At 59.8% G+C, this 24,577-nt stretch carries 23 protein-coding genes and 1 riboswitch; of the genes, 12 read left to right on the forward strand and 11 right to left on the reverse strand.

All coding sequences use genetic code 11. From position 1 onward, the window contains the following. Nucleotides 1-52 precede the first annotated feature (52 nt). Genes FY034_RS14175 through ubiE form a run of 3 tightly spaced genes read right to left on the reverse strand, consistent with a single transcriptional unit; the run spans nt 53 to nt 2,801 of the window. Entirely contained in the window at nt 53-1,285 is a 1,233-nt protein-coding gene (locus FY034_RS14175) for a GGDEF domain-containing protein (protein WP_012471083.1), read from the reverse strand. A 17-nt stretch (nt 1,286-1,302) separates the two neighbouring features. Then, nucleotides 1,303-2,091 carry an HD domain-containing protein gene (locus FY034_RS14180; protein ID WP_012471084.1) on the reverse strand — a complete coding sequence of 263 codons (789 nt, stop codon included), beginning with the start codon at nt 2,089-2,091 and terminating at the stop codon, nt 1,303-1,305. After that, nucleotides 2,091-2,801 (reverse strand): bifunctional demethylmenaquinone methyltransferase/2-methoxy-6-polyprenyl-1,4-benzoquinol methylase UbiE, encoded by a 711-nt coding sequence (ubiE, locus tag FY034_RS14185; protein ID WP_265551673.1) that lies wholly within the window; start codon nt 2,799-2,801, stop codon nt 2,091-2,093. The genes FY034_RS14180 and ubiE overlap by 1 nt, the downstream gene beginning before the upstream one ends. A gap of 128 nt (nt 2,802-2,929) precedes the next feature. Here ubiE and cdaA point away from each other — a divergent pair, with 128 nt between their 5' ends. The 3 genes from cdaA to FY034_RS14200 all read left to right on the forward strand — a co-directional run bounded on the left by cdaA (nt 2,930) and on the right by FY034_RS14200 (nt 6,850). After that, nucleotides 2,930-4,078 carry a diadenylate cyclase CdaA gene (gene cdaA, locus FY034_RS14190; RefSeq protein ID WP_265551675.1) on the forward strand — a complete coding sequence of 383 codons (1,149 nt, stop codon included), beginning with the start codon at nt 2,930-2,932 and terminating at the stop codon, nt 4,076-4,078. Between the two features lie 107 nt (nt 4,079-4,185). After that, on the forward strand, nt 4,186-5,229 hold the full coding sequence (locus FY034_RS14195; RefSeq protein ID WP_265551678.1) for a C40 family peptidase: 1,044 nt from the start codon (nt 4,186-4,188) through the stop codon (nt 5,227-5,229). 64 nt (nt 5,230-5,293) lie between these two features. Further along, nucleotides 5,294-6,850: a B12-binding domain-containing radical SAM protein gene (locus tag FY034_RS14200; protein WP_265551680.1), complete on the forward strand. Its 1,557-nt coding sequence runs from the start codon at nt 5,294-5,296 to the stop codon at nt 6,848-6,850. Between the two features lie 58 nt (nt 6,851-6,908). Here FY034_RS14200 and FY034_RS14205 read toward each other — a convergent pair whose 3' ends face one another. After that, nucleotides 6,909-7,376 carry a hypothetical protein gene (locus FY034_RS14205; protein WP_265551682.1) on the reverse strand — a complete coding sequence of 156 codons (468 nt, stop codon included), beginning with the start codon at nt 7,374-7,376 and terminating at the stop codon, nt 6,909-6,911. Between the two features lie 142 nt (nt 7,377-7,518). Between FY034_RS14205 and pap the strand changes: the two genes are divergently transcribed. Together pap and FY034_RS14215 are read left to right on the forward strand one after the other, a co-directional pair. Further along, entirely contained in the window at nt 7,519-9,006 is a 1,488-nt protein-coding gene (gene pap / locus FY034_RS14210) for a polyphosphate:AMP phosphotransferase (RefSeq protein ID WP_012471090.1), read from the forward strand. Nucleotides 9,007-9,068: 62 nt separating this feature from the next. Next, nucleotides 9,069-9,569, forward strand: coding sequence for a chemotaxis protein CheX (locus FY034_RS14215; RefSeq protein WP_012471091.1), 501 nt, complete (start codon nt 9,069-9,071; stop codon nt 9,567-9,569). 12 nt (nt 9,570-9,581) lie between these two features. Here FY034_RS14215 and FY034_RS14220 read toward each other — a convergent pair whose 3' ends face one another. The 7 genes from FY034_RS14220 to FY034_RS14250 all read right to left on the reverse strand — a co-directional run bounded on the left by FY034_RS14220 (nt 9,582) and on the right by FY034_RS14250 (nt 17,480). Continuing rightward, complete coding sequence (locus FY034_RS14220; protein WP_265551685.1) at nt 9,582-10,214, reverse strand: YqeG family HAD IIIA-type phosphatase; 633 nt, start codon at nt 10,212-10,214, stop codon at nt 9,582-9,584. Next, nucleotides 10,159-11,067, reverse strand: a complete 909-nt coding sequence (locus tag FY034_RS14225) for a protoglobin domain-containing protein (protein ID WP_012471093.1) — start codon at nt 11,065-11,067, stop codon at nt 10,159-10,161. Before FY034_RS14225 ends, FY034_RS14220 begins: the two co-directional genes overlap by 56 nt. Before the next feature lie 34 nt (nt 11,068-11,101). Then, entirely contained in the window at nt 11,102-12,199 is a 1,098-nt protein-coding gene (gene hypD, locus FY034_RS14230) for a hydrogenase formation protein HypD (RefSeq protein WP_012471094.1), read from the reverse strand. Then, a complete protein-coding gene (locus tag FY034_RS14235) occupies nt 12,196-12,426 on the reverse strand; it encodes a HypC/HybG/HupF family hydrogenase formation chaperone (RefSeq protein WP_012471095.1) in 231 nt (76 codons plus the stop codon). Before FY034_RS14235 ends, hypD begins: the two co-directional genes overlap by 4 nt. A 5-nt stretch (nt 12,427-12,431) precedes the next feature. Then, nucleotides 12,432-14,654: a carbamoyltransferase HypF gene (hypF, locus tag FY034_RS14240; protein WP_012471096.1), complete on the reverse strand. Its 2,223-nt coding sequence runs from the start codon at nt 14,652-14,654 to the stop codon at nt 12,432-12,434. Between the two features lie 11 nt (nt 14,655-14,665). Beyond that, a complete protein-coding gene (gene hypB, locus FY034_RS14245; protein ID WP_265551690.1) occupies nt 14,666-15,526 on the reverse strand; it encodes a hydrogenase nickel incorporation protein HypB in 861 nt (286 codons plus the stop codon). Nucleotides 15,527-15,614: 88 nt separating this feature from the next. Continuing rightward, nucleotides 15,615-17,480, reverse strand: a complete 1,866-nt coding sequence (locus FY034_RS14250; RefSeq protein ID WP_265551692.1) for an ABC transporter ATP-binding protein — start codon at nt 17,478-17,480, stop codon at nt 15,615-15,617. 281 nt (nt 17,481-17,761) lie between these two features. On the opposite strand from FY034_RS14250, the gene cysK reads away from it, so the two are divergent. From cysK to FY034_RS14285, 7 genes are all read left to right on the forward strand, one after another. Next, entirely contained in the window at nt 17,762-18,712 is a 951-nt protein-coding gene (gene cysK / locus FY034_RS14255) for a cysteine synthase A (RefSeq protein WP_265555280.1), read from the forward strand. 13 nt (nt 18,713-18,725) lie between these two features. Further along, entirely contained in the window at nt 18,726-18,917 is a 192-nt protein-coding gene (locus FY034_RS14260) for a YezD family protein (protein WP_265551694.1), read from the forward strand. A gap of 51 nt (nt 18,918-18,968) precedes the next feature. Beyond that, a riboswitch (SAM riboswitch) is annotated at nt 18,969-19,079 on the forward strand. Between the two features lie 88 nt (nt 19,080-19,167). Beyond that, nucleotides 19,168-20,304, forward strand: coding sequence for a trans-sulfuration enzyme family protein (locus FY034_RS14265; RefSeq protein WP_265551696.1), 1,137 nt, complete (start codon nt 19,168-19,170; stop codon nt 20,302-20,304). A gap of 3 nt (nt 20,305-20,307) precedes the next feature. After that, nucleotides 20,308-21,441, forward strand: a complete 1,134-nt coding sequence (locus FY034_RS14270; RefSeq protein ID WP_265551698.1) for a trans-sulfuration enzyme family protein — start codon at nt 20,308-20,310, stop codon at nt 21,439-21,441. Between the two features lie 113 nt (nt 21,442-21,554). Continuing rightward, nucleotides 21,555-22,358, forward strand: a complete 804-nt coding sequence (gene thiF / locus FY034_RS14275; RefSeq protein ID WP_265551701.1) for a sulfur carrier protein ThiS adenylyltransferase ThiF — start codon at nt 21,555-21,557, stop codon at nt 22,356-22,358. Beyond that, complete coding sequence (mnmA, locus tag FY034_RS14280; RefSeq protein ID WP_265551703.1) at nt 22,355-23,413, forward strand: tRNA 2-thiouridine(34) synthase MnmA; 1,059 nt, start codon at nt 22,355-22,357, stop codon at nt 23,411-23,413. Before thiF ends, mnmA begins: the two co-directional genes overlap by 4 nt. 27 nt (nt 23,414-23,440) lie before the next feature. Beyond that, complete coding sequence (locus FY034_RS14285; protein WP_265551705.1) at nt 23,441-24,577, forward strand: ATP-binding protein; 1,137 nt, start codon at nt 23,441-23,443, stop codon at nt 24,575-24,577.

Genomic DNA, 24,577 nt, shown 5'->3' on the forward strand with positions numbered 1-24,577 from the left:
GAAACGTAGGCATATGATCTGGTACTCTAGTAAAATCGGACGGTATGTCAAGCTAACGTTGCCCAGCCAGACAGACCTGATTACGACCACCGTTTTTGGCACGGTACAAAGCCGAGTCCGCCGCCCTGATCACCTCTTCAGCAGTGGTATAGCGGCTGCCTGACTCTGCCACGCCGATGCTGACCGTCACCGAGACATCCCTGCTCGCGTACTGTCTGTTTCGGCTGACCTGCCCTTTGCTGTCATCCTTGGGACGGTCATCGGAACGCAGGGCCATTTTATACTCCTCAATCGCCTTGCGCAGCCGCTCAAGGTGGGGGGCGGCATCCTTGGCACTCTTGCCGGGGAAAATGACGGTAAACTCCTCACCGCCATACCTGAAGGGCCGGCCGCCGCCGGAGACCGCCATCAGACGTCCCGCCACCACCTTCAATACCTGGTCGCCCACATCATGACCATAGGTATCGTTAAAGCGTTTGAAGTGATCGACGTCAACCATGGCGATGGCATAGCGGCTGCCCAGACCACGCAGCAGTTCGTTCAGGGCCCGCCGCGACGGCAGACCGGTCATGTCGTCGCGGAAGGCCATGTTATGGGAATCCTGAATAATGGCCAACACCAGTATCAGACTGGCGGTGCCGCTGAAGATCGTAGTGACGAACGGCACCGCAGGCCATGCCAGCAGCACAGCAAAGGTGATCACCACGCCGAACAGCGCCCCCTCAACCGGGGCTGGACGCTGCCAGGCCTTCCATAAGGTTATACCGGCAGCAGCAACCAGCATCAGCAGGCTGAGCTGCGGGATCGGCAGGGAGGCCAGCAGTGACAGCTGCAGCAGCGGATGGGTCAGGGCCATCCAGAGCGCCTGACTGCCCTGATGCAACGTCAGCCAGAGCAGGAACAGCTGCCCGCCGAGGAAGGTCAGCCGCATCCGCCCGGTGCAGCCGGTAATCCCTTTTTCCCGCATCAGGGCAATCACCAGCAGGTTAAACGGAAGCAGGATCGCCAGGGCCCGATAGACCAGGTTGGCCTCCGGCGTGACTGTGCCAGCAGCCAGGTAATGGCTGCCCAGGTAGTAATTTACCGTAGCGAGAATGATCAGCAGACAGACCCTGCCCCGCTTGAAATGGTAACCGGATATAAGCGCCGCTGCTGCCAGCAGATAGGGAGCCAGGGTCAGCAGTTCCTGTTGTGCGGGCGAGAGGGAAAAGGCGCGTGAAAGCAGCAACCAGGAGAGCAGCAGGACGATCAGCGGAAGCAGCAGCGATGAAAGGTTGCGGAGCATAGGGGCCGGCCTTCGGGCTATGGCTGACCGGACTGCGTCAACAGTGACGACATGGCACGGTCAACGGCCCGCTGTATAAGGGGGGAAGCCGGCAGGGTGGCGGCCAGGCGTCTCAGATAGTCACGTTCAAGCAACAGGCGCCGGGTGGTGGTGAAGTTCAGATCATAGACCCAGGAGATCTGCAACAGCTTGAAGTCGTTCAGCACCCGGGCCTGCTCAAGCCTGACAATTTCCCCCGCTGCAAGGGCCTCCAGGCAGGCCGGCGTTACCTCCGGCAGGTCGGGAAACCCCAACCCCACCGCCGAGGCTCGTTCTCCCTCGGGCAACTGGAAATAGTCGAGAAAGACCCTCCAGATATCCAGTTTATCGGCATCACGGATCAAACGGATAAAACGGTCCGTCGGGGAGCTGATCCTGTCCGGCAGGGTCAGCAGGTTATGAAGGCGCACCGCCTCCTCTATCAGCAGTTGCTCTTCGGCAGGCAGACGTTGCAGCAGGGCTTCGTCGCGGATCACCTCCAGCGACAGGCGGGCGTGGTTGTCAGACTCGCTGTCACGAAAGGTACGCCAGCGGCGGTATTGAGGAAAACGACCGACATCATGCAGCAGGGCCACCGCACAAGCCAGTGTCGTCTCTGCGTCAGTCAGCCCTTCGCCTGCGGCCAGCGCCTCCATGCAGGCCACCACCCGCTGCGTATGATCCTGCTTGAGACGGATATTCCGCAACCCTTCCGGGTCCAGATCCCCAAAGGTTGCCACATAGCTGCCGAACCACTCCTGCAGCTGCTGAAGCTCGGCAATCTGCATTACTCTTTGGCCCCGGTATAGATCGAGGCGATACCGAAAGTCAACGCCTGACAACGCACATGCTTGAAGCCGATATCACCCATGGTGGCACAGAATTCTTCACTGGAGGGAAATTCAAGCACTGAATCGGGCAGGTACTTGTACGCATCATATTTGGAAAAAATCCCGCCGATCACCGGCAGAATGGTGCGGAAATAGAAGTGGTAGAGCCAGCGGAACAGGGCGGAGCGGGGCGTGGAGAATTCCAGGATCACCAAACGGCCGCCCGGCTTGATCACCCGCCAGAGTTCCGCCAGGCCAAGGCGACGGTCAACCACATTGCGGATACCAAAGGCGATCGTCACCGAGTCAAAGGTATCCGCCCCAAAGGGCAGATCCTCGCAGGGGGCCACCTTGAAGTCAATCCGGTCGGCATAGGCGGACGCGGCAATCTTGGCCTGCCCCAGGGCAACCATTTCAGGACTGAAATCGGCGCCGGTAATCTTCAGCGAGGCAGGGGTTACTCGTGCAATCTCAAGCGCAACATCGCCGGTTCCGGTGGCAACATCCAGTACACGGCCCCCTTCCGGTGCCTTGATCAGACGGACAGCGGTCCGGCGCCAGCGTTTATCAATACCGAAGCTGAGCAGATGATTAAGAAAATCATAGCGGGGCGCGATGGTGTCGAACATCTTCTGGATCTGCTCCCCTTTTTGCGATAGCCTGAACATGGTTTTTTGTACCCTTCAACGAGTGTTTGGTGATATAAAATAAGGCTTATTCATCTAGCATACTTTAGTACTCCATGCCAGCAGAAACGCCCCAAATCCCTGTTGCTGCAACAGGAGAAGCGCTTACCATGCCCCACTTCAGACTCCAGGACATCTTCGACATTCTGATCATGAGCATCCTGATCTATCAGCTCTACTCGTGGTTTCGCAAAAGCCGTGCCATCCAGGTTCTGGCCGGACTCGGCACGATTACGGCCATCTATTTCGTTACCCGCCAGACCGGGCTGCATATGACCAGCTGGGTACTGCAGCAGCTGGGTACCGTCGTGATCGTGGTCATCGTCGTCATCTTTCAGAACGAAATCCGCCAGACCCTCTACCGCTTCAGCAAGCTCCGAGAACTGGTGGGAGGGGGCAGTGAACAGCACTGCTCAGGCCCCAACATTATTGCCGAAGCTGTCTTCGGACTTGCCGAGTCACGCTGCGGGGCCATCATCGTTTTTCAACGCACCGATCAGCTGGACGACCACCTGAGCAACGGGACACAGCTGGAGGCACTGGTCTCCGCACCGCTCCTGAGCAGCATTTTCAAGGATGGCACACCGCTTCACGACGGAGCCGTACTGATCCGTGACGAGCGGATCATGCAGGCAGCATGCCTGCTGCCGCTGTCAGATTCCCAACAGCTGCCCCAGCAGTACGGCACCCGCCATCGGGCTGCCATTGGCCTGACGGAACGCACCGATGCAGTGGTACTGGTGGTATCGGAAGAACGGGGCGAGGTATCGCTGGCAGAGGCTGGTGAGCTGACCATTCTGCACACCCCCGCCCAGCTCAGGGGCAGACTCGAAGCCCTCCTGACCCCCCAGGAACAACAGCTGAAACGCCCGCTTATCAGGCGGCTCTTCAACGACCTGCTACCTAAAACGTCCATACTTCTCGGAGTTACCGTTATCTGGCTGCTGCTCTCCGCCCGCCAGGGAGAAGTGGCCATTGTGCCGGTACCACTCACCTTCCATGGCCTGCCCAACGGCATGACCCTGACGCGGGTATCCCCCGAAGAGATCACAGTCCGCCTGCGCTCGGCCTCCGGCCTGGTACCGTCACCCCGCCAGCTTGACCTGACCGCCGATCTGGACCTGGGGGGCGTCCAGGAAGGACATAACACCCTGCGGGTATCCCTCTCCCACGTCCGGGTTCCTCCCGGCATGACCGTGGTGGGTCTCGAACCGACCACGGTACGGGTCATCGTAAAAGGTCCGCAAAAGCAAAAATAATGGTACGCTTAATGCATATAGTCAGACAGCACCAGAACTTGACAAAAAAAGATTGTTGTTATATATGCTATAAACCTGTTTCATAAAATCTCCAGGAAGGAGGACACATGACGCATTGCATTCGACTCATATCAGCCATCTGCCTGCTACTGCTTGCCCTTCCCCTGTCGGCCCTTGCCTCCAAAACCCACCAGGTCCGCACAAAAGAATCTCTTCACAGCATCGCACGTAAATACCGCGTCTCAGTTGAAGAACTCAAGACTGCCAATAATTTAAGCAGTATCCGTATAGCCAAGGGCACCACCCTGATCATCCCCTCCCGCGCCTCTGCCCAGCCTGTCATTGAAAACTGCAGCAGCTATACGGTTGCAAAAGGGGATACCCTGCCAAAAATCGCCAAAAAAACCGGCAAAAAAATGTCTGAACTACGCCGGATTAACAATTTAAAGGCAAACAAGGTCAAGCCGGGACAGGTTCTCGCCCTGGCAGACACCGCTGCAACCTGCGATCTGACGGCTGCCCGGCAGACCCGCGGCAAGCGGCTGGAACTGGTCAACAGTGACTTGTTGAATGAGCAGGAGCTGAGTACCACCCTGTCAGAGCTTTCTGACATTGATGCCGACACACCGGTTGACCTCGCCAAAAACCTTGAAGAACGCTCCTCCACCTTCTCAACCCTGCAGAAGTCAGCCTACGGCTTTCTGGGGGCGCGTTACCGTTTTGGTGGCAACAGCCGTTCCGCCCTCGACTGTTCAAGCTTTACCCAGCAGGTGTTCCGTGAGCAGAAGGTTGCGCTGCCACGCACCGCACGTGAACAGTTCAGGGTAGGCAACGAGGTTCCCCGCGGCGACCTGCGGCGAGGTGATCTGGTCTTCTTCCGCACCTATGCCCCGTTTGCCTCACATGTCGGCATCTATCTGGGCAACCGCAAGATGATTCATGCCTCGTCTGCCGAGCACCGGGTGGTTATCTCCTCCATGGACACCCCCTACTACCTGTCACGCTATCTCGGTGCACGCCGGATTGACCGGGTCAACCCCGACACCATCAACATTAATGACCTGATGCTCGGCATTGAAGAGGAAAAGGAAAGCGATGTCCTGGCAAACGACCATTTAGGGCTTAATCTGCCGGACACGCTCACCAAGTAACTGCCAGCAGCTTTACGACCTGTACGGGCTCATACGTGAGCCCGTTTTTTTTGGCCTGCCCACCATGCACACACTCCTTGCCTACATAACAGCTTCCTCCCGGAATCACCGCCCGGGTGACTTTGAGACCCTGCTGCCGATCGGACTCTGCTCATTGTATGCGCTGTTGCGCTCCCGGGGCATGCCGACAACCCTGGCAAACCTGTGCGGAATGGACAACAGGGCCATCGTCGACCTGCTGCTCCAGCACCGCCCATCAGTTGTCGGCCTTTCGCTCTGGACCCATAATCGTCATGCCACCCTGCAGCTGGCCGGCCTGATCAGACAGACCCTGCCCGAAACCATCATCCTGTTGGGTGGCGGCCATGCGACCCATCAGGCAGAACTGATCCTCAGGCGTCACCCCGAAGTCGACCTGATTGCCACCGGCGAAGCGGAACAGACACTGCTGGAGCTTCTTGAGGCGCTGGGTAACGGCAGCCCGCTGTCAACCGTTCCCGGATTGGTTATACGCGATAACGGCATGATCAGGCACACCGGGCAACGTCCACCCTGGCCCGATCTGGACAGCCTGCCGTTTCCTGCCCTCTGGCTCCATGAAGCGATCAATGTCGACCACCCGCTGCAGGCGGAGTTTATCAGCAGTTCCCGCGGCTGCCCTGCCGCATGCAGCTTCTGCGCCTCCCCGACCTTCTGGGGTCGACGGGTACGCTATCGCTCAGCCCGCTCCGTGGCGGAGGAGATGCGCTACCTCCGGGATCACTATGGCCTGCTGTACCTTTCCCTGCGTGATGACACCTTTACGGCAGACCGCCGCAGAACGGTCGCGCTTTGTCGTGAACTGATTGACAGGCGGGTCAACATCTTCTGGAACTGCCAGTCACGGGTCGAGGCGATTGATCGTGAAACCCTGACATGGATGCGGCAGGCGGGCTGTGAATGCGTCCAGCTGGGGGTAGAATCAGGTTCGCCAGCCATGCTGAAACTGCTGGGCAAACGGATCATGCCGGACCAGGTTGTCAAGGCGGCTGAGCTGATCCGGCAGAGCGGCATGCAGCTTTCAGTCTACCTGATCAGCGGCATCCCCGAAGAATCTGATGCCGACCGGCAGCAGACCATCAACCTGATCAAACGGATCCGGCCCGACGACCTGCAGGTGGCGCCACTGGCCTACTACCCCGGCACAGCACTGTTTGAGGCGGCTGTCAGAGCGGGGAAGGTCGCGGAGACCCTGTTTGAGACCAGCAGGGACGAGGCCGTACTGGCGGCCCCGAACGGCCAGCAGCAGGTCAGGCGTCTGCTTACCCGCACCGCTCAGTACCACAACCGCTGCAGCATGCAACAGCTGCTTGCCATCCAGGCTGATGCCGGTTACAGCGCAGTAACGGCCATGCAGGCCGGTGACCGGTATGCTGCGGATGGCGACCCGCACCAGGCTGAACAGCAGTACTGCCAAATCACCCGGAATGAACCGGACCACCCCTGGGGCTGGTTTCTGCTTGCAGAGCTGTACGAGCAGCATGATCAGCTCAAACTGGCTGCAGACTGCTACCGGCAGCTCCTGAAGCTGGTGCCCCGGCACAGGCCTGCGGCAGAGGCACTACTGCGCCTGGGGCACTAAAAAAGGCGGCTGAACGAAAGTTCAGCCGCCTTTTTTACGCCTTCAACATCAAGCCGGTTTACTTTACGACCTCTACCGCCTGGGTCAGAACCAGGGCATCAAAGGTGCGCTTCAGGCTCTTGCTGGGGAAGTTCGGCAGAGCCGGTGCATCCGCATACTTGACCTTGTCACCCTTGGCAACCTTCATCGGCAGGGCGGCAACCCAGATCTTCTTGCCATCATCATGCTGTACCTGCATATAGATATACTGGCCGCCATCAAGAACTTCCAGCACCTTGCCGGACTTGGTGGGGACACCTTGCGGAATGGCGGTCGGCTTCAGACCGGCATGGGGATCGCCCTTTTCAGCCCCGCCAGGCATGGCAGCCTTACCATCCTGAGCTGGCGGCATGCCGCCAACCGGTGGATGGCCGGCAGGTAGAGCGCCCGCAGCCTGCTGGTTAGTTGGTGCTTCAGTCTTGGGCTTGTCCTGGCAACCCGCTAATGCAAGTGCAGCGATCATCAATGTTACGATAGTTGCTTTCACTGTTTCCTCCTGTTTGTTGGTACACATCGTTTTTGAATCATAGCATAACAGTCTGGAACTGGACAAAGAAAAAAGCGCTCCCGCTTGCCCCGGACAGATTGTGTGGTATACAGCCTTCAGATGCAGACCGGGAGGTGCCGCCATGTTCGAATCAGCTGAGCTCGGCCACAAAATCAGCAAGGAAGTCTATAAGAAAGAGCTGCCCAACCTGCGGGAGGCTCTTCTGGATGCCCAGCTTGACCTGCTGCAGTCAGCCCGTTTCCCGGTCATCATCCTGCTGGCCGGAGTTGACTGTGCGGGCAAGGGTGAAACCATGAACCTGCTGCACGAGTGGATGGACCCCCGTCACATTGAGTCCCACGCCCAGCGGGAGCTGACCGACGAAGAGCGGGAGCGGCCACCGATGTGGCGCTACTGGCGCGACCTGCCCCCCAAGGGAAAAATCGGCATCTTCATCGGTTCCTGGTACTCGGCCCCGCTGGTTGATAACGTCCATGGACGGACAAAGAATGCCGAACTGGATCAGCAACTGGACCGGATCATCCGCTTCGAGACCATGCTCTGCAACGAAGGGGCATTAATCCTCAAATTCTGGCTGCATCTCTCGGAAGACCAACAGAAAAAGCGGCTCAGGAAATTGGAAAAAGACCCCAAAACCAGCTGGCGGATCAAGGAGAGCGACTGGAAAAACTACAAGCAGTATGACCGCTTCCGGCTGGTTTCGGAACGGATGCTACGGACAACCAGCACACCGGAAGCACCCTGGATTATTGTGGAAGGCGCCGATGACCGCTACCGTTCGCTCTCCATCGGCAAGGCCCTGCTTGATGCACTGCGCCGGCGCCTTGATGCGCCGGAGACACCCCAGGCCAGCGAGCCGCTGCCCCCCCTTTTCAGCTCCATTGACGGGCTTCAGATTCTGCAGACCCTGGATATGACCAAAAAGGTCATCAAGAAGAAATATGATGATGAGCTTGAAATCCTGCAAGGCCGCCTGAACCTGCTTTCCCGTCATAAGGATTTTGACAGGATTTCGGTGGTGGTGTTGTTTGAGGGAAACGATGCCGCCGGCAAGGGTGGCAGTATCCGCCGGATAACCCAGGCCCTTGACGCCAGGGCCTACCGGATCATTCCGATTGCCGCCCCCAGTGAAGAAGAACGGGCACAGCCCTATCTGTGGCGTTTCTGGCGCCACCTCCCCCGCCGGGGACGTTTTGCGATCTTTGATCGCTCCTGGTATGGCCGGGTACTGGTTGAGCGGGTGGAGGGTTTTTGCTCCCAGACCGACTGGATGCGGGCCTATAGCGAGATCAACGACTTTGAGGAACAGATGGTGCGCAATCACACGGTAGTAGCCAAGTTCTGGCTGGCCATTACCCAGGATGAACAGCTGAAACGGTTCAAGGAACGGGAGAAAATCGGATTCAAGCGGTTCAAGATAACGGAGGAGGATTGGCGCAATCGTGAAAAGTGGCCGCTGTATGAACAGGCGGTCTGCGACATGATCGACCGTACCAGCACCGAGATCGCCCCCTGGACCCTGGTGGAGGCCAACGACAAGAATCATGCACGGATCAAGGTGTTAAAGACACTTTGCAGCCAGATTGAACAGGCACTTGCAAAACTTTAGATACCGCTGTATACCATGAATTCAATCGTTTTAGCAGATTGCAGCAGAAAAAGGATTGTCCTATGCCGATTCCAGTCGAGGTGCTGGCAGCCCTCAACACAACCCCCGAAGCGCTGGCCAAAAATCTGATAGACGACACGCGCAGTGTTTATTCAACCATGCTGGGCCTTGATCTGATGCATCTGCCCCTGGAAGTCGACCCGATGGAACACTTCCAGGACTGCGTATCGGCCATGGTCGGGCTGGCCGGCACCTACAACGGGCTGATCTCGATCCATCAGCCGACCTCGCTGGCCATGAAACTGACCGAGGCCATGCTTGACATGGAAGTCAACGAAATCGATCAGGATGTCTTTGACGCCCTGGGAGAGATCGCCAACATGGTGGCAGGCAATGTCAAGCAGCACCTTTCAAAGGGTGGGCTGGATGTCAGGCTATCAACGCCGTCAGTGGCAACCGGAAGCGACTACATCATTTGCACCAAACAGGCCAACTCAATGAACCTGCTGTTTGACCTGGATGAGGAATGGATTCTGGTCAGCGTAGTGCTGGAGATGGACTGAGCCGGTCCCGGCTCAGGGCACTAAGCGCACAAACAGCCGTTCACACCGCCTGAGCAGCATGAAAAACAGCTCTTTAGCAGGATGAGACGAAAACGAGCAATAGGGATTACGGATATACAAAGGACGGGCACCGGCCAGCAGGGCAGACAGACAGCCGGTCAGCAGACGATCATCAACCATCAGAATCGATGACAGGGGAACTGAAGCCAGTTCCCCTGTTTTTTTCAGGCCATCCGGATACGGTTTTTTACGCACACCGGAGACAAAACGCAGGCCGGGAAACTGGCTGGCAAACCAGTCCACCCGGGGACCAAAGGGACGATTTGAAAGGATACAGACCCGCTCTACACCGAACACCGCCACCGCGCGCCTCAACCAGTCGGTCACTTCAGGCAGCGGCTGGTCGGCAGCGTGGGGAGCCAGCACCCCGTCAAAATCAAGGGCCAGCGCCCTGACACCCTGTTCTGACAGCACTGACGGTTCCTGATCCAGCAGCATGCGGGACGCCGGTGTCTGTGCAACCAGATCCCGCAGCCGACCGCGATACTGCCAGCCGCCGGTTATTCCCTCCAGAATATGGCCGATGACGCTACTCCTTTTCCTTGAAGGGACACTTCTGGGCCTTGCTGACCAGGAAGTAGACAATTCCCAGCACCAGCAGGGTCACGGTCAGAAAGGCCTGGGTCTTCAGGTCGTCATGCCGCAGGGTCGAAATCAGGATCTCCCGCACCATGGCCACAATGATCACTCCCACAAAGACCAGGATGTTGAAACTCCCCCCCTTCAGGTTCTTGATCTCGTTATCCAGCAGCTCGATCATCATCCAGAGGATCAACATGGCCCCCAAGGCTGACAGAATCCCCTTTTCGACATCACCTTGAAATATCTTCATGATGTCACTGACAAACAGGCCCACCACACCGATTGAGACCCCGGCCAGGGCCAATACCAGCACCAGATTCAGGCCATAGGTAAACCGCTCCGACAGATGGATCAGACCCGACTCCAGCGAACGGGACACAAAGACCTTGCGCATTTCTTCATCTCGATAGGAAGAGGTCATCACCGCCAGGTTCATATCCAGAATCTTGTCCACCGATTCTCGGTACAGACGGCGCTGGTCGCGGTCCTCAAAGGTATCGTGAATCATATGCTGAATGGCATGGCGCACATGGTTCATGGCAGCATTGACATAGTGAACCGGCAGGCCGACCCGCACATGGGCCTGCCCGATCCGCTTCAGTGAACGCAGGTACTCATCGTCATAGGTCCCCTGAAAAAGGGTGCGAAACCAGTGCCGATGGAATGCTTCAAGCCGATCCCGGCTGGAATTGCCGGCAATGATCTTCTGTGCTTCGGGGATATCGGTCAGATATTGCATGAAGTGGTCAGACAACCCGTTAAGATACTCCTCTGCCACCGGCATCAGATCCAGCAGGTTGCCGGCATCCTCAGCGGTAAATCTATATTCTTCCCTCAGTTTGGCCATACTTTCCATCGGAGTGCTCCCTCGTCCTCGTAAGTAAATCGGATTATTCAGGACAACCATAGCGCCAGGCAGCGGCGCAACTTCCCTCGCTGGAGACCATGCAGGCCCCCACCGGCGTCTCGGGACTGCAGACAGAGCCAAACAACGGACAGTCCTTGGGGGCGATCCGGCCGGTCAGGACTTCACCACAGCGGCAGCCGGCCGGTTCACGGGCAGGCGGCAGCTCCACCGGCAACATACGGGCTGCATCATAGCCGGCATAGGCGGCACGCAGAACCAGACCACTGTCCGGCAGGACACCTAGACCACGCCAAACGGCATCAGCCGGTTCAAAGACACGCCTGATCAGCTCTTGAGCCTTCGCATTGCCCTGGTTCGATACCGCGCGGCTGTACTGATTCTCAACTGCGGCACGACCTGCGCGGCATTGTTGCACCAGCATCAGCACTCCCTGCAGCACATCTGCCGGCTCAAAACCGGTCACCACACAGGGGATGCCGAATTTTTCAGCCAGGGGCCGATAGGCATCAGCGCCGATCACGGTGCTGACATGGGCCGGACAGAGGTAGCCGCGGATCTGTAGTTGCGGGTCTGCCGACAGGGCCTGCATCGGGCCCGGCATGGTCTTGTGGCTGGTCAGCACAAAGAAGTTTGTACATCCCTGTTGTTCTGCTGAAAGGATGGCGGCTGCCACCGTAGGGGTGGTGGTTTCAAATCCCACCCCCAGGAACACCACCCGTTTGTGCGGCAGTTCAAGGGCCAGCTTGACCGCATCAAGCGCGGAATAGACGATCCTGATATCAGCCCCTTTGGCCCGCTCGGCCATCAGGGATGAATTGGAGCCGGGCACCCGCAACAGATCACCAAAGGTGGTGACAACCGTATCCGGCAGACCGGAAAGGGCAATGGCATGGTCAATATAACTGACCGGCGTCACGCAGACCGGACAACCGGGACCCGACACCAGTTTCACCGGCTCCGGCAGTAACGACTTCAGGCCAAAGCGGGCAATGGCCATGGTATGGGTACCGCAGACCTCCATCAGCCGCACCGGCTCCGGCAACTGCCGGGCCTCCTCTGCTATGGCGGCAGCCAGCCCCTGCACCAGTTCACGATCACGGTATTCATCCTGAAACTTCACGCCATATCCTCAGGGTTGAAGATCTCCCGCATGATCCGCAGGGTTTCCTCCGCCTCAGCCGGATCGATCCGCGAGATGGCAAACCCGGCATGTACGATCACATAATCCCCCACCGCAACCGGATCGCCCAACATCATAAGACTGGCCTCACGCTGTACGCCGTCGATCTCGGCCAGCACCATATCGTCATTGATTTCAAGAATCTGCATCGGCACGCCAAGACACATTCTGCCTACCTCCTTGCTGCTATTGCGGCCTGCCCCAGGGCTATCCCCCCGTCATTGGGCGGCACCAGCCGGTGTATAAAGACGGAAAAATTTGATTTTGCCAAGAAAGTATACACCAACTCGCTCAAAAGGCGATTCTGAAACACACCACCGGACAGCACCACACGGTCAAGCCCGGTCTCCTGGCGGATCAGGTCGCACCCATCCACCACCGCCGCAGCCAGACCGGCATGGAAGGCCCGGGCCAGCGACGCAGAGGATTCGCCTGCCTGGAGCCGCTGCAGCAGCCCCAGCAACAGCGGTGCCGGGTCAAGCTGAAACGGCGTCCCCGGCTGCAAGCGGTACAGCAGCAGCTCTGGTGCGGCTGCGGCCTCTGCCAACGCCTCCAGCGCCATGCCGGCCTGCCCGTCAAAGCTGTTGCGGGTTGCCGCCCCCACCAGGAATGCAGCCGCATCAAACAACCGCCCCATGCTTGAGGTAAGCGGTGCATTGATCCCCCGCTCCAGCACGGCCTGCAGTAATTGCCTGTCAGTGGCAGCAAGCACCGGCATGCCGGGTAGCTGCCAGATCCCGTCACCAAGCGGCTCCCACAGCCAGGCAGCAGCCATCCGCCACGGTTCACGGGCAGCAAGATCGCCGCCAGGCAGGCGCACCTGCTTCAGATGACCGGCCCGCTCCACTGCGCCATAGCCTCCCACCAGAAACTCACCGCCCCAGACCGTTCCATCATCCCCCAGACCGGTGCCGTCAAAGATCACACCGATCAGGTCGCCATCCAGGCCGTTTTCAGCCATGCAGGAGGCCATGTGGGCGTGATGGTGCTGGACCCGTACCAGCGGCAGTCCCAGCTCTTCGGCATAGCGGGTGGAGAGATAATCGGGGTGCCGGTCACAGGCCACCAGTTCAGGCTTGATCTCCATGATCGTGCCGAGATGGTCAATCGTCCGGCAAAAGGTGTCCAGCGTGGCCTCATTCTTCAGGTCACCGATATGCTGGCTGAGAAAGGCCTCCCTGCCGCGGGTCAGACAGACCGTGTTCTTCAGTTCCGCCCCCACCGCCAGGATCTTCCCGGCATCAAACGGCAGCGGCACCGGCCGCGGCACATAGCCCCGTGAGCGGCGATAGAAGAGCGGCCTGCCCTGAAAGACCCGCAGTACGGAATCGTCGGTGCGCACCTGTATCACACGGTTATGGGTCAGAATGGCATCGGCAATGCCTGCCAACTGTTCCGCAGCCTCAGCATCATCACTGAGCATCGGCTCGTCAGAGGCATTGGCGCTGGTCATCACCAACGCCTTCAGCCCGGTATCGGCAAACAGCAACTGGTGCAGCGGCGTATAGGCCAGCATCAGACCGATCCAGCGGCTGTCCGGCGCAACCAGCTCAGCAACCGGCGTAGCAGTTCTGCTGCGTACAATCACCACCGGCGCCTCAGGAGCGGCCAACAGCCGCTCCTCCAACTCCTCAAGTTCAGCCAGCTGCCTGGCCGTTACAAGATCCGGCACCATCACCGCAAACGGTTTTTCATCCCGTTGCTTACGCTGCCGCAGACGTGCCACCGCCTGATTGTTACAGGCATCCACCGCCAGGTGATAGCCGCCCAGTCCTTTGATTGCCACAATCAGCCCCTGCTGCAACAGGGCAATGGCCTGCCCCAGCGGATCGGCATGACCGGGCACCAAAGACAGCCGGGGACCGCAATCCGGGCAGGCGATCGGCTGGGCATGGAAGCGACGGTCAAGGGGATTGCGGTATTCCGCTTCACAATCCGGACAAAGGGGGAAAGCGGCCATGGTGGTCAGGGGACGGTCATAGGGGATGCCGGTCACAATGGTCCAGCGGGGACCGCAGTTGGTACAGGTGATAAAGGGATGCCGGTAACGGCGGTCAGCAGGATCAGACAGCTCCCTCAGACAGTCGACACACAGCGCGCTGTCCGGGGCAATCTGTGGTTCACGCCTGCCGTCGCTGCTGGCAAGAATCACAAAGCCGGTCTCATCGTGTAATAGCAGGAGGTCACGGAATTCAAGCGAGCTGATCACTGCCAGCGGCGGCAGTTCTGCCTGCAGGCGCTGACGAAAGCCGGCAAGCTGTTCTGCCCTGCCCTGCAGTTCCAGCTCAACCCCGGCCGGGCTGTTGCGGACCCAACCGGTCAGTCCCAACTCCGCTGCCAGGCGAAAGACAAAGGGGCGGAACCCCACCCCTTGTACAATCCCGGCTATGCGCACCCCCTGACGGATTATCTCCCCAGCTCCTGCTGCAGCCAGCCATACCAGGCATCCAGCCCCTGTCCGCTGGTGGCGGAGAGTTCAAGGATTGCCAGATCATGGCTGACCCGGCCCGCATACTCTTTGCACTGGGCCACGTCAAAGGAGAGGTGCGGCAGCAGGTCCACCTTGTTCAGCAGCATCAGGTCAGAGTTATGGAACATCTGGGGGTACTTCAGCGGCTTGTCCTCCCCTTCGGTCACCGACAGCACCACCACCTTGTGGGCCTCGCCAAGATCAAAGGCAGCCGGGCAGACCAGGTTGCCGACGTTCTCGATAAACAGGATATCCAGCTGATCCAGATCAAAGGCCTCAGTGGCATGCATCACCATATGGGCATCCAGATGGCAGCCGGCACCGGTATTGATCTGCTTGACCGGCACGCCGGTGGCGGCGATCCGGCGGGCATCGTTGTCGGTCTGCTGGTCACCCTCGATCACCGCGCAGCGGTAACGACCGGACAGATCTCGCAGGGTACGCTCCAGCAGGGTGGTCTTACCGGAACCCGGTGAAGAGACCAGATTCAGCACCAGTATCCCCTTTTCTCTGAACAGGGCTCGGTTGAAAGAGGCCAGCCGGTTGTTCTTGGCCAGGATATCCTCCTCAATGCTGATCCTTTTGCTGCGATGGGCCTCGTCATGGCTGTGCTGATGGGGCTGGCCGTCGTCGTGCAGATGATCATGGTGGTGATGCTGCTCGGCATGGTCATGATCATGACTGTGGGGGTGGGGATGACTATGGCTCAGGTCACCGTGGGTATGTTCATGCTCGTGGGTATGTTCGTGGTCATGATGATGGCCGGAAACAGGTCCGCAGCCGCAGGTGGTACACATGGGGAAACCTCCCGAATAGGGTTAATGTCTCAGTCTTACCGAGGCGGGTAGCGTTGGTCAAGCGCTAAAAGCAGGCGATCTTGTATACTCAATCGGCGCCGCAATCAAACTGCAGACAGTACAGGCGGGCATACTCGCCGTTCAGGCTCAGCAGCTGATCGTGGCGCCCCTCCTCCACCACCCGTCCCCGGTTGATCACCACGATCCGATCGGCATCCCGCACCGTGGAGAGCCGGTGGGCGATCACCAGGGCGGTACGTCCGGCCAGCAGCCGCTCAACCCCTTCCTGAATCAGGCGCTCACTTTCACTGTCCACGCTGGCGGTGGCCTCGTCCAGTATCAGCAGTTCAGGATCAAAGGCCACGGCCCGGGCAAAGCAGAGCAGCTGCCGCTCCCCCAGCGACAGGTCACCGCCCCGCTCGGCCAGCTCGGTCTCGTACCCCAGCGGCAGCTGTTCTATAAAGCGGTCCGCCCCCACGGTGACCGCTGCCTGGCGCACCCGTTCTGCAGCCCGGGGATCCCCCAGGCAGATATTAAAAGCGATGCTGCCCGCAAAGATGAACGGTTCCTGGGAGACCAGCGCCATGCGGCGGCGCAGCTGTTCCCGCGGAATCCGGCGGATATCAACACCATCAACCAGGATCTGTCCCTGATCCAGTTCATACATCCGGGACAACAGCCTGATCACGGTGGTCTTGCCGCCGCCGCTCTCCCCCACCAGGGCCAGCCGCTCCCCCTTCTGCAGGCTCAGGTTGACATCAATCAGGGCCGGCTCATCGGGACGATAGGAGAAGCTGACATTGCGGAACTCAACCAGAGGAAAGCCAAAGACGCTGTATTCGGCCTGAGAAGCAGGCGGCGAGGAAGGGGCGCCGCAGGCGTACAGATCAGTACGTCGAGAAGCCCCTGACGATGCCAACGAACTTATCTGGCTGAAGTCAGCGTCTTTTTCCTGCTTTTCATCCAGCAAAGCAAAGATCCGCTCCAGCGCAGCCATGGCCCCCTGCATGATGCCGTACTTGGCCGAGAGATCACGGATCGGACCAAAGAATTTTTCTATGTACTGGATAAAGGCCACCAGGGTGCCGAAGGTCAGCAGCCCCTGCAGCATCTGGCCGCTGCCGTACCAGATGATCAGGGCAATCGCCAGCGAGGAGAACATCTCAACAATGGCGTAGAGTGAGGCATCCCAACTGATCACCGGCCTGTTGGCATCACGGTGCGCTGCGTTGAGTTCGCTGAAACGGGCCTGTTCCTCCTGCTCCCTGCCAAAGGCCTGCACAACGGAGACCGCCCCAAGCACCTCGGCCAGATGCCCGTTCATCTTGCCCAGCCGCGAGCGGACCTCACGAAAGGCCTGACGCATATTGCGGCGGAACAGCCAGGCCACAAAGATCAGCGGCGGCAACACCGTAAAGGTCACCAGCGACAGCCTGGGGTCCATCCAGAGCATGGCTGCCACGATCCCGGCCAGCAGCAGGAAGTCACCGATCACCGACACGATCCCTGCGGCAAACATCTCCCCCAGCGCCTCCACATCACTGGTCAGACGCGTGACCACCCCGCCGGTGGCAGACCGGTCAAACCAGGGCACCGGCAGGCGCAGCAGGTGCTGAAACAGGGTAGCCCGCAGATCGGCCATCACCCGCTGTCCCACCATCTGCAGACCGTAGACCTCACCCCAGGTCAGCAGCGCCTCAAGCAACAGCAGCAACAGAAACAGGGCCGCCGGCCCTGCAAGCAGATCCAGCCGGCCGGGTGTAATGGCATGGTCAATGGCATATTTCAGCAGCAGCGGCTGCCCCAGACGACAGAGCGTGGTCAGCGGCAGCAGCAGCAAAATCCCCCCCACCGCCAGGCGGTAGGGCACCAGATAGCCCAGAAAACGGCGCAGCAGACGTGCGTCGTAGGCCTTGCCGGCTATGGCGTCCTCATGCAGACCGCCGTGGTGCATGGTGTCCTCCCGTCCGGATTCCGGTTCCAGCTGCAACGGCTGCAACCGCCCTGCACTGGAACCGGAATAAAACCTTTGCAGAGCATCGGGCGATTGTCAACCTGAATAGGTTGCCGCAACTGCCCGGCAGCAACCGCCGACCTATACAATACTATTTTAATGTATTTTAATAATATTATTCTTTACCAGATTGTGTATTTTTTACCTTGACGAATTAAACAGCATCACAGTAAAGTAAAAACAGATAGAAGATGAAACAGGATGCAGGAAAGGATCAGACCATGGCACGCATCTTCAGCGACAACTCACAATCAATCGGCAACACCCCCCTGGTTAAACTGAACAAGGTCACAGACGGAGCACAGGCAACGGTACTGGCAAAGATAGAGGGGCGCAACCCGGCCTACTCAGTCAAATGCCGCGTCGGCGCCAATCTGATCTGGGATGCCGAAAAACGGGGGATACTGAAGCCGGGCGTAGAGATCATAGAACCAACCAGCGGCAACACCGGCATCGCCCTGGCCTATGTGGCCGCTGCCCGGGGTTACCGGCTGACCCTGACCATGCCTGAGACCATGAGCATTGAGCGGCGCCGCGTGCTGGCTGCCCTGGGGGCCAACCTACTGCTGACGCCCGGTTCACTGGGCATGAAGGGGGCGATTGCCCAGGCAGAGGAGCTGGCCGCCAGCGACCCGAAACGCTACTTTCTGCCCCAGCAGTTCAAGAATCCGGCCAACCCCCAGATTCACGAACTGACCACCGGACCCGAAATCTGGGCCGATACCGATGGAGGTATAGACCTGCTGGTATCCGGGGTCGGCACCGGCGGCACCATCAGCGGCATCTCCCGCTATATCAAGCAGCAGCAGGGCAAGCAGATCCTCTCGGTGGCGGTGGAACCGGCTGAAAGTCCGGTCATCAGCCAGCAACTGGCAGGCAAGCCGCTGCAACCGGCCCCCCACAAAATCCAGGGGATCGGCGCCGGCTTCATACCTGACACCCTTGACCTGAGCCTGGTTGACCGGGTTGAAACGGTAACCGGCGATGAGGCGATCGATTTTGCCCGACGGCTGGCCCGGGAGGAAGGGATACTGGTCGGCATCTCCAGCGGTGCCGCCGCAGCCGCAGCTGTTCGCCTGGCCCGGCTGGACGAATTCAGGGGCAGGACGATTGTGGTCATCCTGCCGGACGGGGCGGAACGCTACCTTTCAACACCGTTGTTTGGTGAATAACACAGGTGCCGTCATGACAAACACACTGGCCCGGAGACAATCAGCGCTGCCGCCGCAGCTGGAGCAGAAACTGTACGAAGCGCTGGCGGAATTACGCACAGGCACCATCACCCTGCTTGTGCAGGATGGCAGGGTCGTGCAGCTGGACCGCCACGAGAAATTCCGCCTGACCGGCATGTACAACTGGCACGGAGACGGTATTTGAAGAGCTGAAAAGCTGTTTATCCGTTTCTTGGCAGACTGCAACAAACATAGCTTCTTATCAAGAGCGACCGAGGGACTTGGCCCGGTGACGTCGCGGCAACCCGCCTGAAAAGGTACGGTGCCAATTCCAGCAAAGCCGCACAGCGGTTTTGACAGATAAGGAAGAGAGAACCGTCACGTACATCCTCTTCCGCACCCCGGAAGGGGATTTTACTTTTGGGCCTTCCCAAACAGGCCCCGTGGAGGAGATCATGCAGATCACAACCCAGGCAGTACAGATCGGACTTGAGTGGGATACCCGTACCGGCGCCGTGTCGGTACCGATCTACCAGACCGCCACCTTCCGGCATCCGGGGCTGGGTCAGAGCACCGGCTTTGACTACACCCGATCCGGCAACCCTACCCGCCAGGCGCTTGAAGAGGGGATCGCCCGGCTGGATGGCGGGGTACGCGGCTTTGCCTACGCCACCGGCATGGCCGCCATCACCGGCCTGTTGATGCTGTTCAAGGCCGGCGATCATATCGTGGTGACCGAAGACCTCTACGGCGGCACCTGCCGTCTGTTCAATCAGGTCTTCAACCAGTTCGGCCTTTCCTTCAGCTATGTGGACACCACCGACCTTGCTGCGGTGGAGGCGGCCATCAGGCCGGAGACCAGGGCACTCTTCATCGAAACCCTGACCAACCCGCTGTTAAAATTCGCCGACCTGCCGGCCCTGGCGGAGCTGTCCCGCCGCAGGGGGCTGCTGCTGATCGCCGACAACACCTTCCTGACCCCCTACCTGCTGCGTCCACTGGATCTGGGGGCGGATATCACCGTCTACAGTGCCACCAAGTATCTGGCCGGCCATAACGACACCCTGGGAGGACTGGTAGTAACCAGCAACCCGGAGCTGGCCGAGCGGATCTACTTCTACCAGAACTCCGTCGGCGCGGTACTGGCCCCCCAGGACTCCTGGCTGATCATCAGGGGGATGAAGACACTGGGGATCCGCCTGGACCGGCACCAGGAAAACGCCCTGAAGATCGCCACCTGGCTGCAGCAGCAGCCCCGGATCAGTAAGGTACACTATCCCGGCCTGCCGCAGCACCCGGATCATGCCCTGATGAAGCGTCAGGCACGGGGTTTCGGCGCCATGATCGCCTTCGAGGTTGACAAGCATGCCCTTGTCGAGCAAGTCTTGCTGAAAACCAGACTGATCTCCTTTGCCGAAAGCCTGGGAGGGGTGGAGAGCCTGATCACCTTCCCGGAGGTGCAGACCCACGCCGATATTCCGGCGGAGCTGCGGGCACGACTGGGGATCAACAACGTACTGCTGCGGCTTTCGGTCGGCATTGAGGACGCCGATGACCTGATTGAGGACCTGCGCCAGGCCCTGGAGGGATAAACGATGAAGATAGCAACCCAACTGATTCACGCAGGCCCCACCGTTGACCAGCAGACCGGCGCGCTGGGGGTGCCGGTCTACCAGATCTCCACCTACCGCCAGACCTCTTTTGAGCATTTTGGCAAGTACGACTATGCCAGGGGTGACAACCCGACCCGCGAGGCGGTGGAAGAGGTGGTGGCCCGGCTGGAGGGGGGTACGCGCTGCCTGGCCTTTGCCTCCGGCATGGCGGCCATCTCCACCACCCTGATGATCTTCTCCCCGGGCGACCACTTGGTGGTCTGCGACGATGTCTACGGCGGTGCCTACCGGGTGCTGACCTCCATCTTCAGCCGGATGGGGATCAGCGCCAGCTTTGTGGATGCCACCGACCTTGCCGCCATCGAGGCGGCCATCCGCCCCGAGACCAGGGCACTCTATCTGGAGACCCCCTCCAACCCGCTGCTGAAGGTCACCGACCTGCGCGGGGCAGCCGCCATTGCCAAGCGGCACGGCATCATCACCCTGGTGGACAACACCTTCATGACCCCCTACCTGCAGCGGCCGCTGGAGCTGGGTTGTGATATCGTGCTGCACAGCGGCACCAAGTTCCTAAACGGCCACAGCGATGTGATCTGTGGTTTTGCCGTGACCCGTGACGACGAGCTGGGCCAGCGGATCCGTTACATCCAGAACGCCTTCGGCACCGGCCTGGGACCGCAGGACTCCTTCCTGACCCTGCGGGGGATCAAGACCCTCAAGGTGCGGATGGACCAGAGCCAGCAGAACACCGGGATCATCGTGGAGCGGCTGAAAAAGCACCCTAGGGTAACGGCGGTCCACTACCCCGGCCTGGCGGAACATCCCGGTCATGCCGTCCACGGGGCCCAGGCAGAGGGGCCCGGCGCGGTCTTCTCCTTTGAGGTGGATTCTCTGGAAACCACCCAACGGCTGCTGGAAAACGCCCGTCTGGCCGCCTTTGCCGTCAGCCTGGGAGGGGTGGAGAGCATTATCTCCTACCCGGCCAAGATGTCCCACGCCTCGGTGCCCAGGGAGGAGCGCCTGCGCAAGGGGATCAGCGACACCCTGATCCGGCTTTCGGTGGGATTGGAAGACCCGGATGACCTGTACGCCGACCTTGAACAGGCGATGCAGTAGTTCCAGTTCCATTTCACGGCCCTCTCTGCGTTGGCTCGTTGTCGTCTTGAGATCATCCGTGAACTGGAACCTGCATTTTTGAACACTCTAAAGCTGAAAGTATCCGAACAGTTATGAACATCCGCATTAATGAACAACCTGTCAGCATGACAGCCCCCTGCAGCCTGGCCGGGGCAGCGCAGCAGTTTAAACCCGACGCCGACCTGCTGATCCTGAACGGTTTTCCCGCTGAAGCGGAAACGCTGCTGCAGGAGGGGGACCAGCTGTTCCTGATCAAACGGGGGGAACAGCCGTCAGCCGATGAGCTGGAGGCGTTGATGGCGGCCCGCCATACCCCCGGCATCCATGCCCGCCTGAAACAGGCCTGTGTCGGTATTGCCGGTGCGGGCGGTCTCGGTTCGGCCGTGGCAACGGCCCTGGCGCGGATCGGGGTCGGCCGCCTGATCATTGCCGACTTTGACCTGGTCGAGCCGTCCAACCTGAACCGCCAGCAGTATTTCATCGACCAGATCGGCCTCTACAAGGTGGCGGCGCTGACGCAGAACCTGCAGCGGATCAACCCCTATATCAGCGTCGAGCCGCACCAGGCCCTGCTGGGGCCGGACAATATCCCGCAGCTGTTTGCCCCCTGCTCCGTGGTGGTGGAGGCCTTTGACCGGGCCGACATGAAGGCGATGCTGGTGGATACGGTGCTTTCCTGCCTGCCGGGCTGTTGCGTGGTGGCAGCATCAGGGGTGGCAGGCTATGATGACAACAACAGCATCACCACCCGCAGGATCTCATCAAGGCTGTATCTGGTGGGTGACGGTGTGTCGGAGGCCCAACCGGGCAACGGCCTGATGGCCCCCCGGGTGGTCATTGCCGCCGGTCATCAGGCAAATCAGGTGGTACGGATCATCCTGGGAGAGCGATCATGAGCAGAATAGCCGTGGCCATGAGCGGCGGGGTCGATTCCTCGGTGGTCGCCGCACTGCTGCAGCAGCAGGGGCATGAGGTAATCGGCATCACCATGCAGTTGTTCGAGCCGTGCAGCAGCGGCCCCGGCACCCCGGCCCACGATGGCGCCCAGGTGGCGGCACAGCTGGGGATTCCCCATCACCTGCTGCGGCTGGAGCCGCAGTTTCGCGACCTGATCATCGACAACTTTATCGACCAGTACCGCCAGGGGCAGACCCCCAACCCCTGTATCCTCTGCAACCGCCTGATCAAGTTCGGCCTGTTGCTGGAACAGGCCCGTGAGCTGGGGGCCGAACTGCTGGCAACCGGCCACTACGTCCGCAGGACCGTTGGCCCGGACGGCATCTGCCATCTGCGGACAGCAGCCAACCAGGCCAAGGACCAGTCCTACTTCCTGTACTCCCTGTCACAGCAGCAGCTGCGCCAGGTACGCTTTCCGCTGGGGGAGATCGCCAGCAAGGATGAGGTCCGCAGTCTGGCCACCGCTTTTGGCCTGGCGGTGGCAAACAAGGGGGACAGCCAGGAGGTCTGCTTTATCCCCAACGATGACTATGCCGTTTTTCTGGAGCAACAGGGGATCAAGGCCAATCCGGGGGATATTGTGCATATCAACGGTCAGGTGCTGGGCCGCCATTCCGGCACCCATCGCTACACCATCGGCCAACGCAAAGGGCTGGGAATCGGCTGGAGCGAACCACTCTATGTGCTGGAGATCGACAGTTCCCGCAACCTGATTGTGGTGGGCGAACAGCAGCATCTGCTCAAAGCAGGTCTGATCGGCGCTGATATCAGCTGGATCATCCCGCCGCCTGCCAACAGCTTCAACACAACCTGCAAGATCCGTTACCGCCACCAGCCGGTGCCCTGCCGGGTGGAGCTGCTGGCGGATGACCAGTGCCGGGTGCTGTTTGATCAAGCACAGCGCTCCGTCACACCGGGACAGTTTGTGGTCTTCTACCAGGATGATCAGGTCCTGGGCGGGGGCAGGATTCAGGCTGCCTGCACGGCAGCCTGAACGGCCGCGCAGACGCAGAGGCACACCATGACCAGAACGGCAGATACCGTACACCAGCACAGCTCCCCTCCCCGGCAACAGACATATGCACGCCTGTTGCTGCTGGTGTTTGTGATTGCCAGCATCAGCCTGACCCACTACCTGGCCCCGCTGCAGCTGCACTACCTGCATGACATCTTCCAGCGGCTCTACTACCTGCCGATCATCCTGTCCGCCTTCTGGTTCGGCCTGTGGGGCGGTGTTGGTTGCGCCCTGCTGGTCAGCCTGCTCTATGCCCCCCATATCGTGTTTCAGTGGGGTGGATCATTGACCCTGGAACTGGAAAAATATCTTGAAATCCTGATGTACAACGTGGTGGGGGGGCTGACCGGACTTCTAACCCAGCGGGACAGGCGGCAGCGCAAAGAGCTGCAACTGACCGCCGAAGGGCTTGAGCAATCCTACCGCGCCCTGCAGGAACAGACCGAACGGATCGGGGCGGTGGAAGAACAGCTGCGCCGCTCCGAGCGGCTCTCCACCCTGGGCGAGATGGCAGCCGTACTGGCCCACGAGGTGCGCAACCCCCTGGCCTCGCTGCGGGGTACGGCCGAGATCCTGCGGGATGATTTTCGTCCCGGCACCCCCAAACATGAATTTGTCGAGATCCAGATCAAGGAGACCGAACGCCTGAACCGGGTGGTGGAAGAGTTCCTGCGGATGGCCCGCCAGCAACCCGGTGAACTACAGCGCTGTGTGGTTGCAGAAGAGCTGGAGACCATCGTCACCCTGACCTCCAACGAGGCCAGACGCCGCAAGGTAACGCTGCAGCTGGAGGCTGCCAACAGGGATCTGGTGGTCAACGCCGATGGCGAAAAGCTGCGCCAGGCCTTCCTGAACATCATCCTGAATGCCCTGCAGGCCACCCCGGAAGGGGGCCGCGTCACCATTGCGGTCCAGCCCCAGCAGCAGAGCTGCGAGATCCGTATCAGCGACAGCGGCCCCGGCATCAACGACGAGATCAGGCAGCGGATCTTTGAGCCGTTCTTCACCACCAAGCCGGACGGCACCGGCCTGGGGCTGGCCGTCACCAAAAAGATCATCGAGGCCCATGGCGGCAGTTTAAGCGTAGAGAGCGCGGCCGGTTCAGGCACCACCATGGTGGTGCAGCTGCCGCTGTCGCACTGA

The sequence above is a fragment of the Trichlorobacter lovleyi genome (genome assembly GCF_015239775.1).
Lineage (GTDB): Bacteria > Desulfobacterota > Desulfuromonadia > Geobacterales > Pseudopelobacteraceae > Trichlorobacter > Trichlorobacter lovleyi_B.

Bases quoted from the DNA above. Each gene is read 5' to 3' on its own strand.
- thiF (WP_265551701.1), top strand. From the start codon at position 21,555: ATGAACATCCGCATTAATGAACAACCTGTCAGCATGACAGCCCCCTGC.
- FY034_RS14225 (WP_012471093.1), bottom strand. From the start codon at position 11,067: ATGGAAAGTATGGCCAAACTGAGGGAAGAATATAGATTTACCGCTGAG.
- FY034_RS14250 (WP_265551692.1), bottom strand. From the start codon at position 17,480: ATGCACCACGGCGGTCTGCATGAGGACGCCATAGCCGGCAAGGCCTAC.
- FY034_RS14270 (WP_265551698.1), top strand. From the start codon at position 20,308: ATGAAGATAGCAACCCAACTGATTCACGCAGGCCCCACCGTTGACCAG.
- mnmA (WP_265551703.1), top strand. From the start codon at position 22,355: ATGAGCAGAATAGCCGTGGCCATGAGCGGCGGGGTCGATTCCTCGGTG.
- FY034_RS14215 (WP_012471091.1), top strand. From the start codon at position 9,069: ATGCCGATTCCAGTCGAGGTGCTGGCAGCCCTCAACACAACCCCCGAA.
- FY034_RS14175 (WP_012471083.1), bottom strand. From the start codon at position 1,285: ATGCTCCGCAACCTTTCATCGCTGCTGCTTCCGCTGATCGTCCTGCTG.
- pap (WP_012471090.1), top strand. From the start codon at position 7,519: ATGTTCGAATCAGCTGAGCTCGGCCACAAAATCAGCAAGGAAGTCTAT.
- FY034_RS14195 (WP_265551678.1), top strand. From the start codon at position 4,186: ATGACGCATTGCATTCGACTCATATCAGCCATCTGCCTGCTACTGCTT.
- FY034_RS14260 (WP_265551694.1), top strand. From the start codon at position 18,726: ATGACAAACACACTGGCCCGGAGACAATCAGCGCTGCCGCCGCAGCTG.
- FY034_RS14235 (WP_012471095.1), bottom strand. From the start codon at position 12,426: ATGTGTCTTGGCGTGCCGATGCAGATTCTTGAAATCAATGACGATATG.
- FY034_RS14265 (WP_265551696.1), top strand. From the start codon at position 19,168: ATGCAGATCACAACCCAGGCAGTACAGATCGGACTTGAGTGGGATACC.
- hypB (WP_265551690.1), bottom strand. From the start codon at position 15,526: ATGTGTACCACCTGCGGCTGCGGACCTGTTTCCGGCCATCATCATGAC.
- cdaA (WP_265551675.1), top strand. From the start codon at position 2,930: ATGCCCCACTTCAGACTCCAGGACATCTTCGACATTCTGATCATGAGC.
- ubiE (WP_265551673.1), bottom strand. From the start codon at position 2,801: ATGTTCAGGCTATCGCAAAAAGGGGAGCAGATCCAGAAGATGTTCGAC.
- FY034_RS14180 (WP_012471084.1), bottom strand. From the start codon at position 2,091: ATGCAGATTGCCGAGCTTCAGCAGCTGCAGGAGTGGTTCGGCAGCTAT.
- cysK (WP_265555280.1), top strand. From the start codon at position 17,762: ATGGCACGCATCTTCAGCGACAACTCACAATCAATCGGCAACACCCCC.
- FY034_RS14200 (WP_265551680.1), top strand. From the start codon at position 5,294: ATGCACACACTCCTTGCCTACATAACAGCTTCCTCCCGGAATCACCGC.
- FY034_RS14285 (WP_265551705.1), top strand. From the start codon at position 23,441: ATGACCAGAACGGCAGATACCGTACACCAGCACAGCTCCCCTCCCCGG.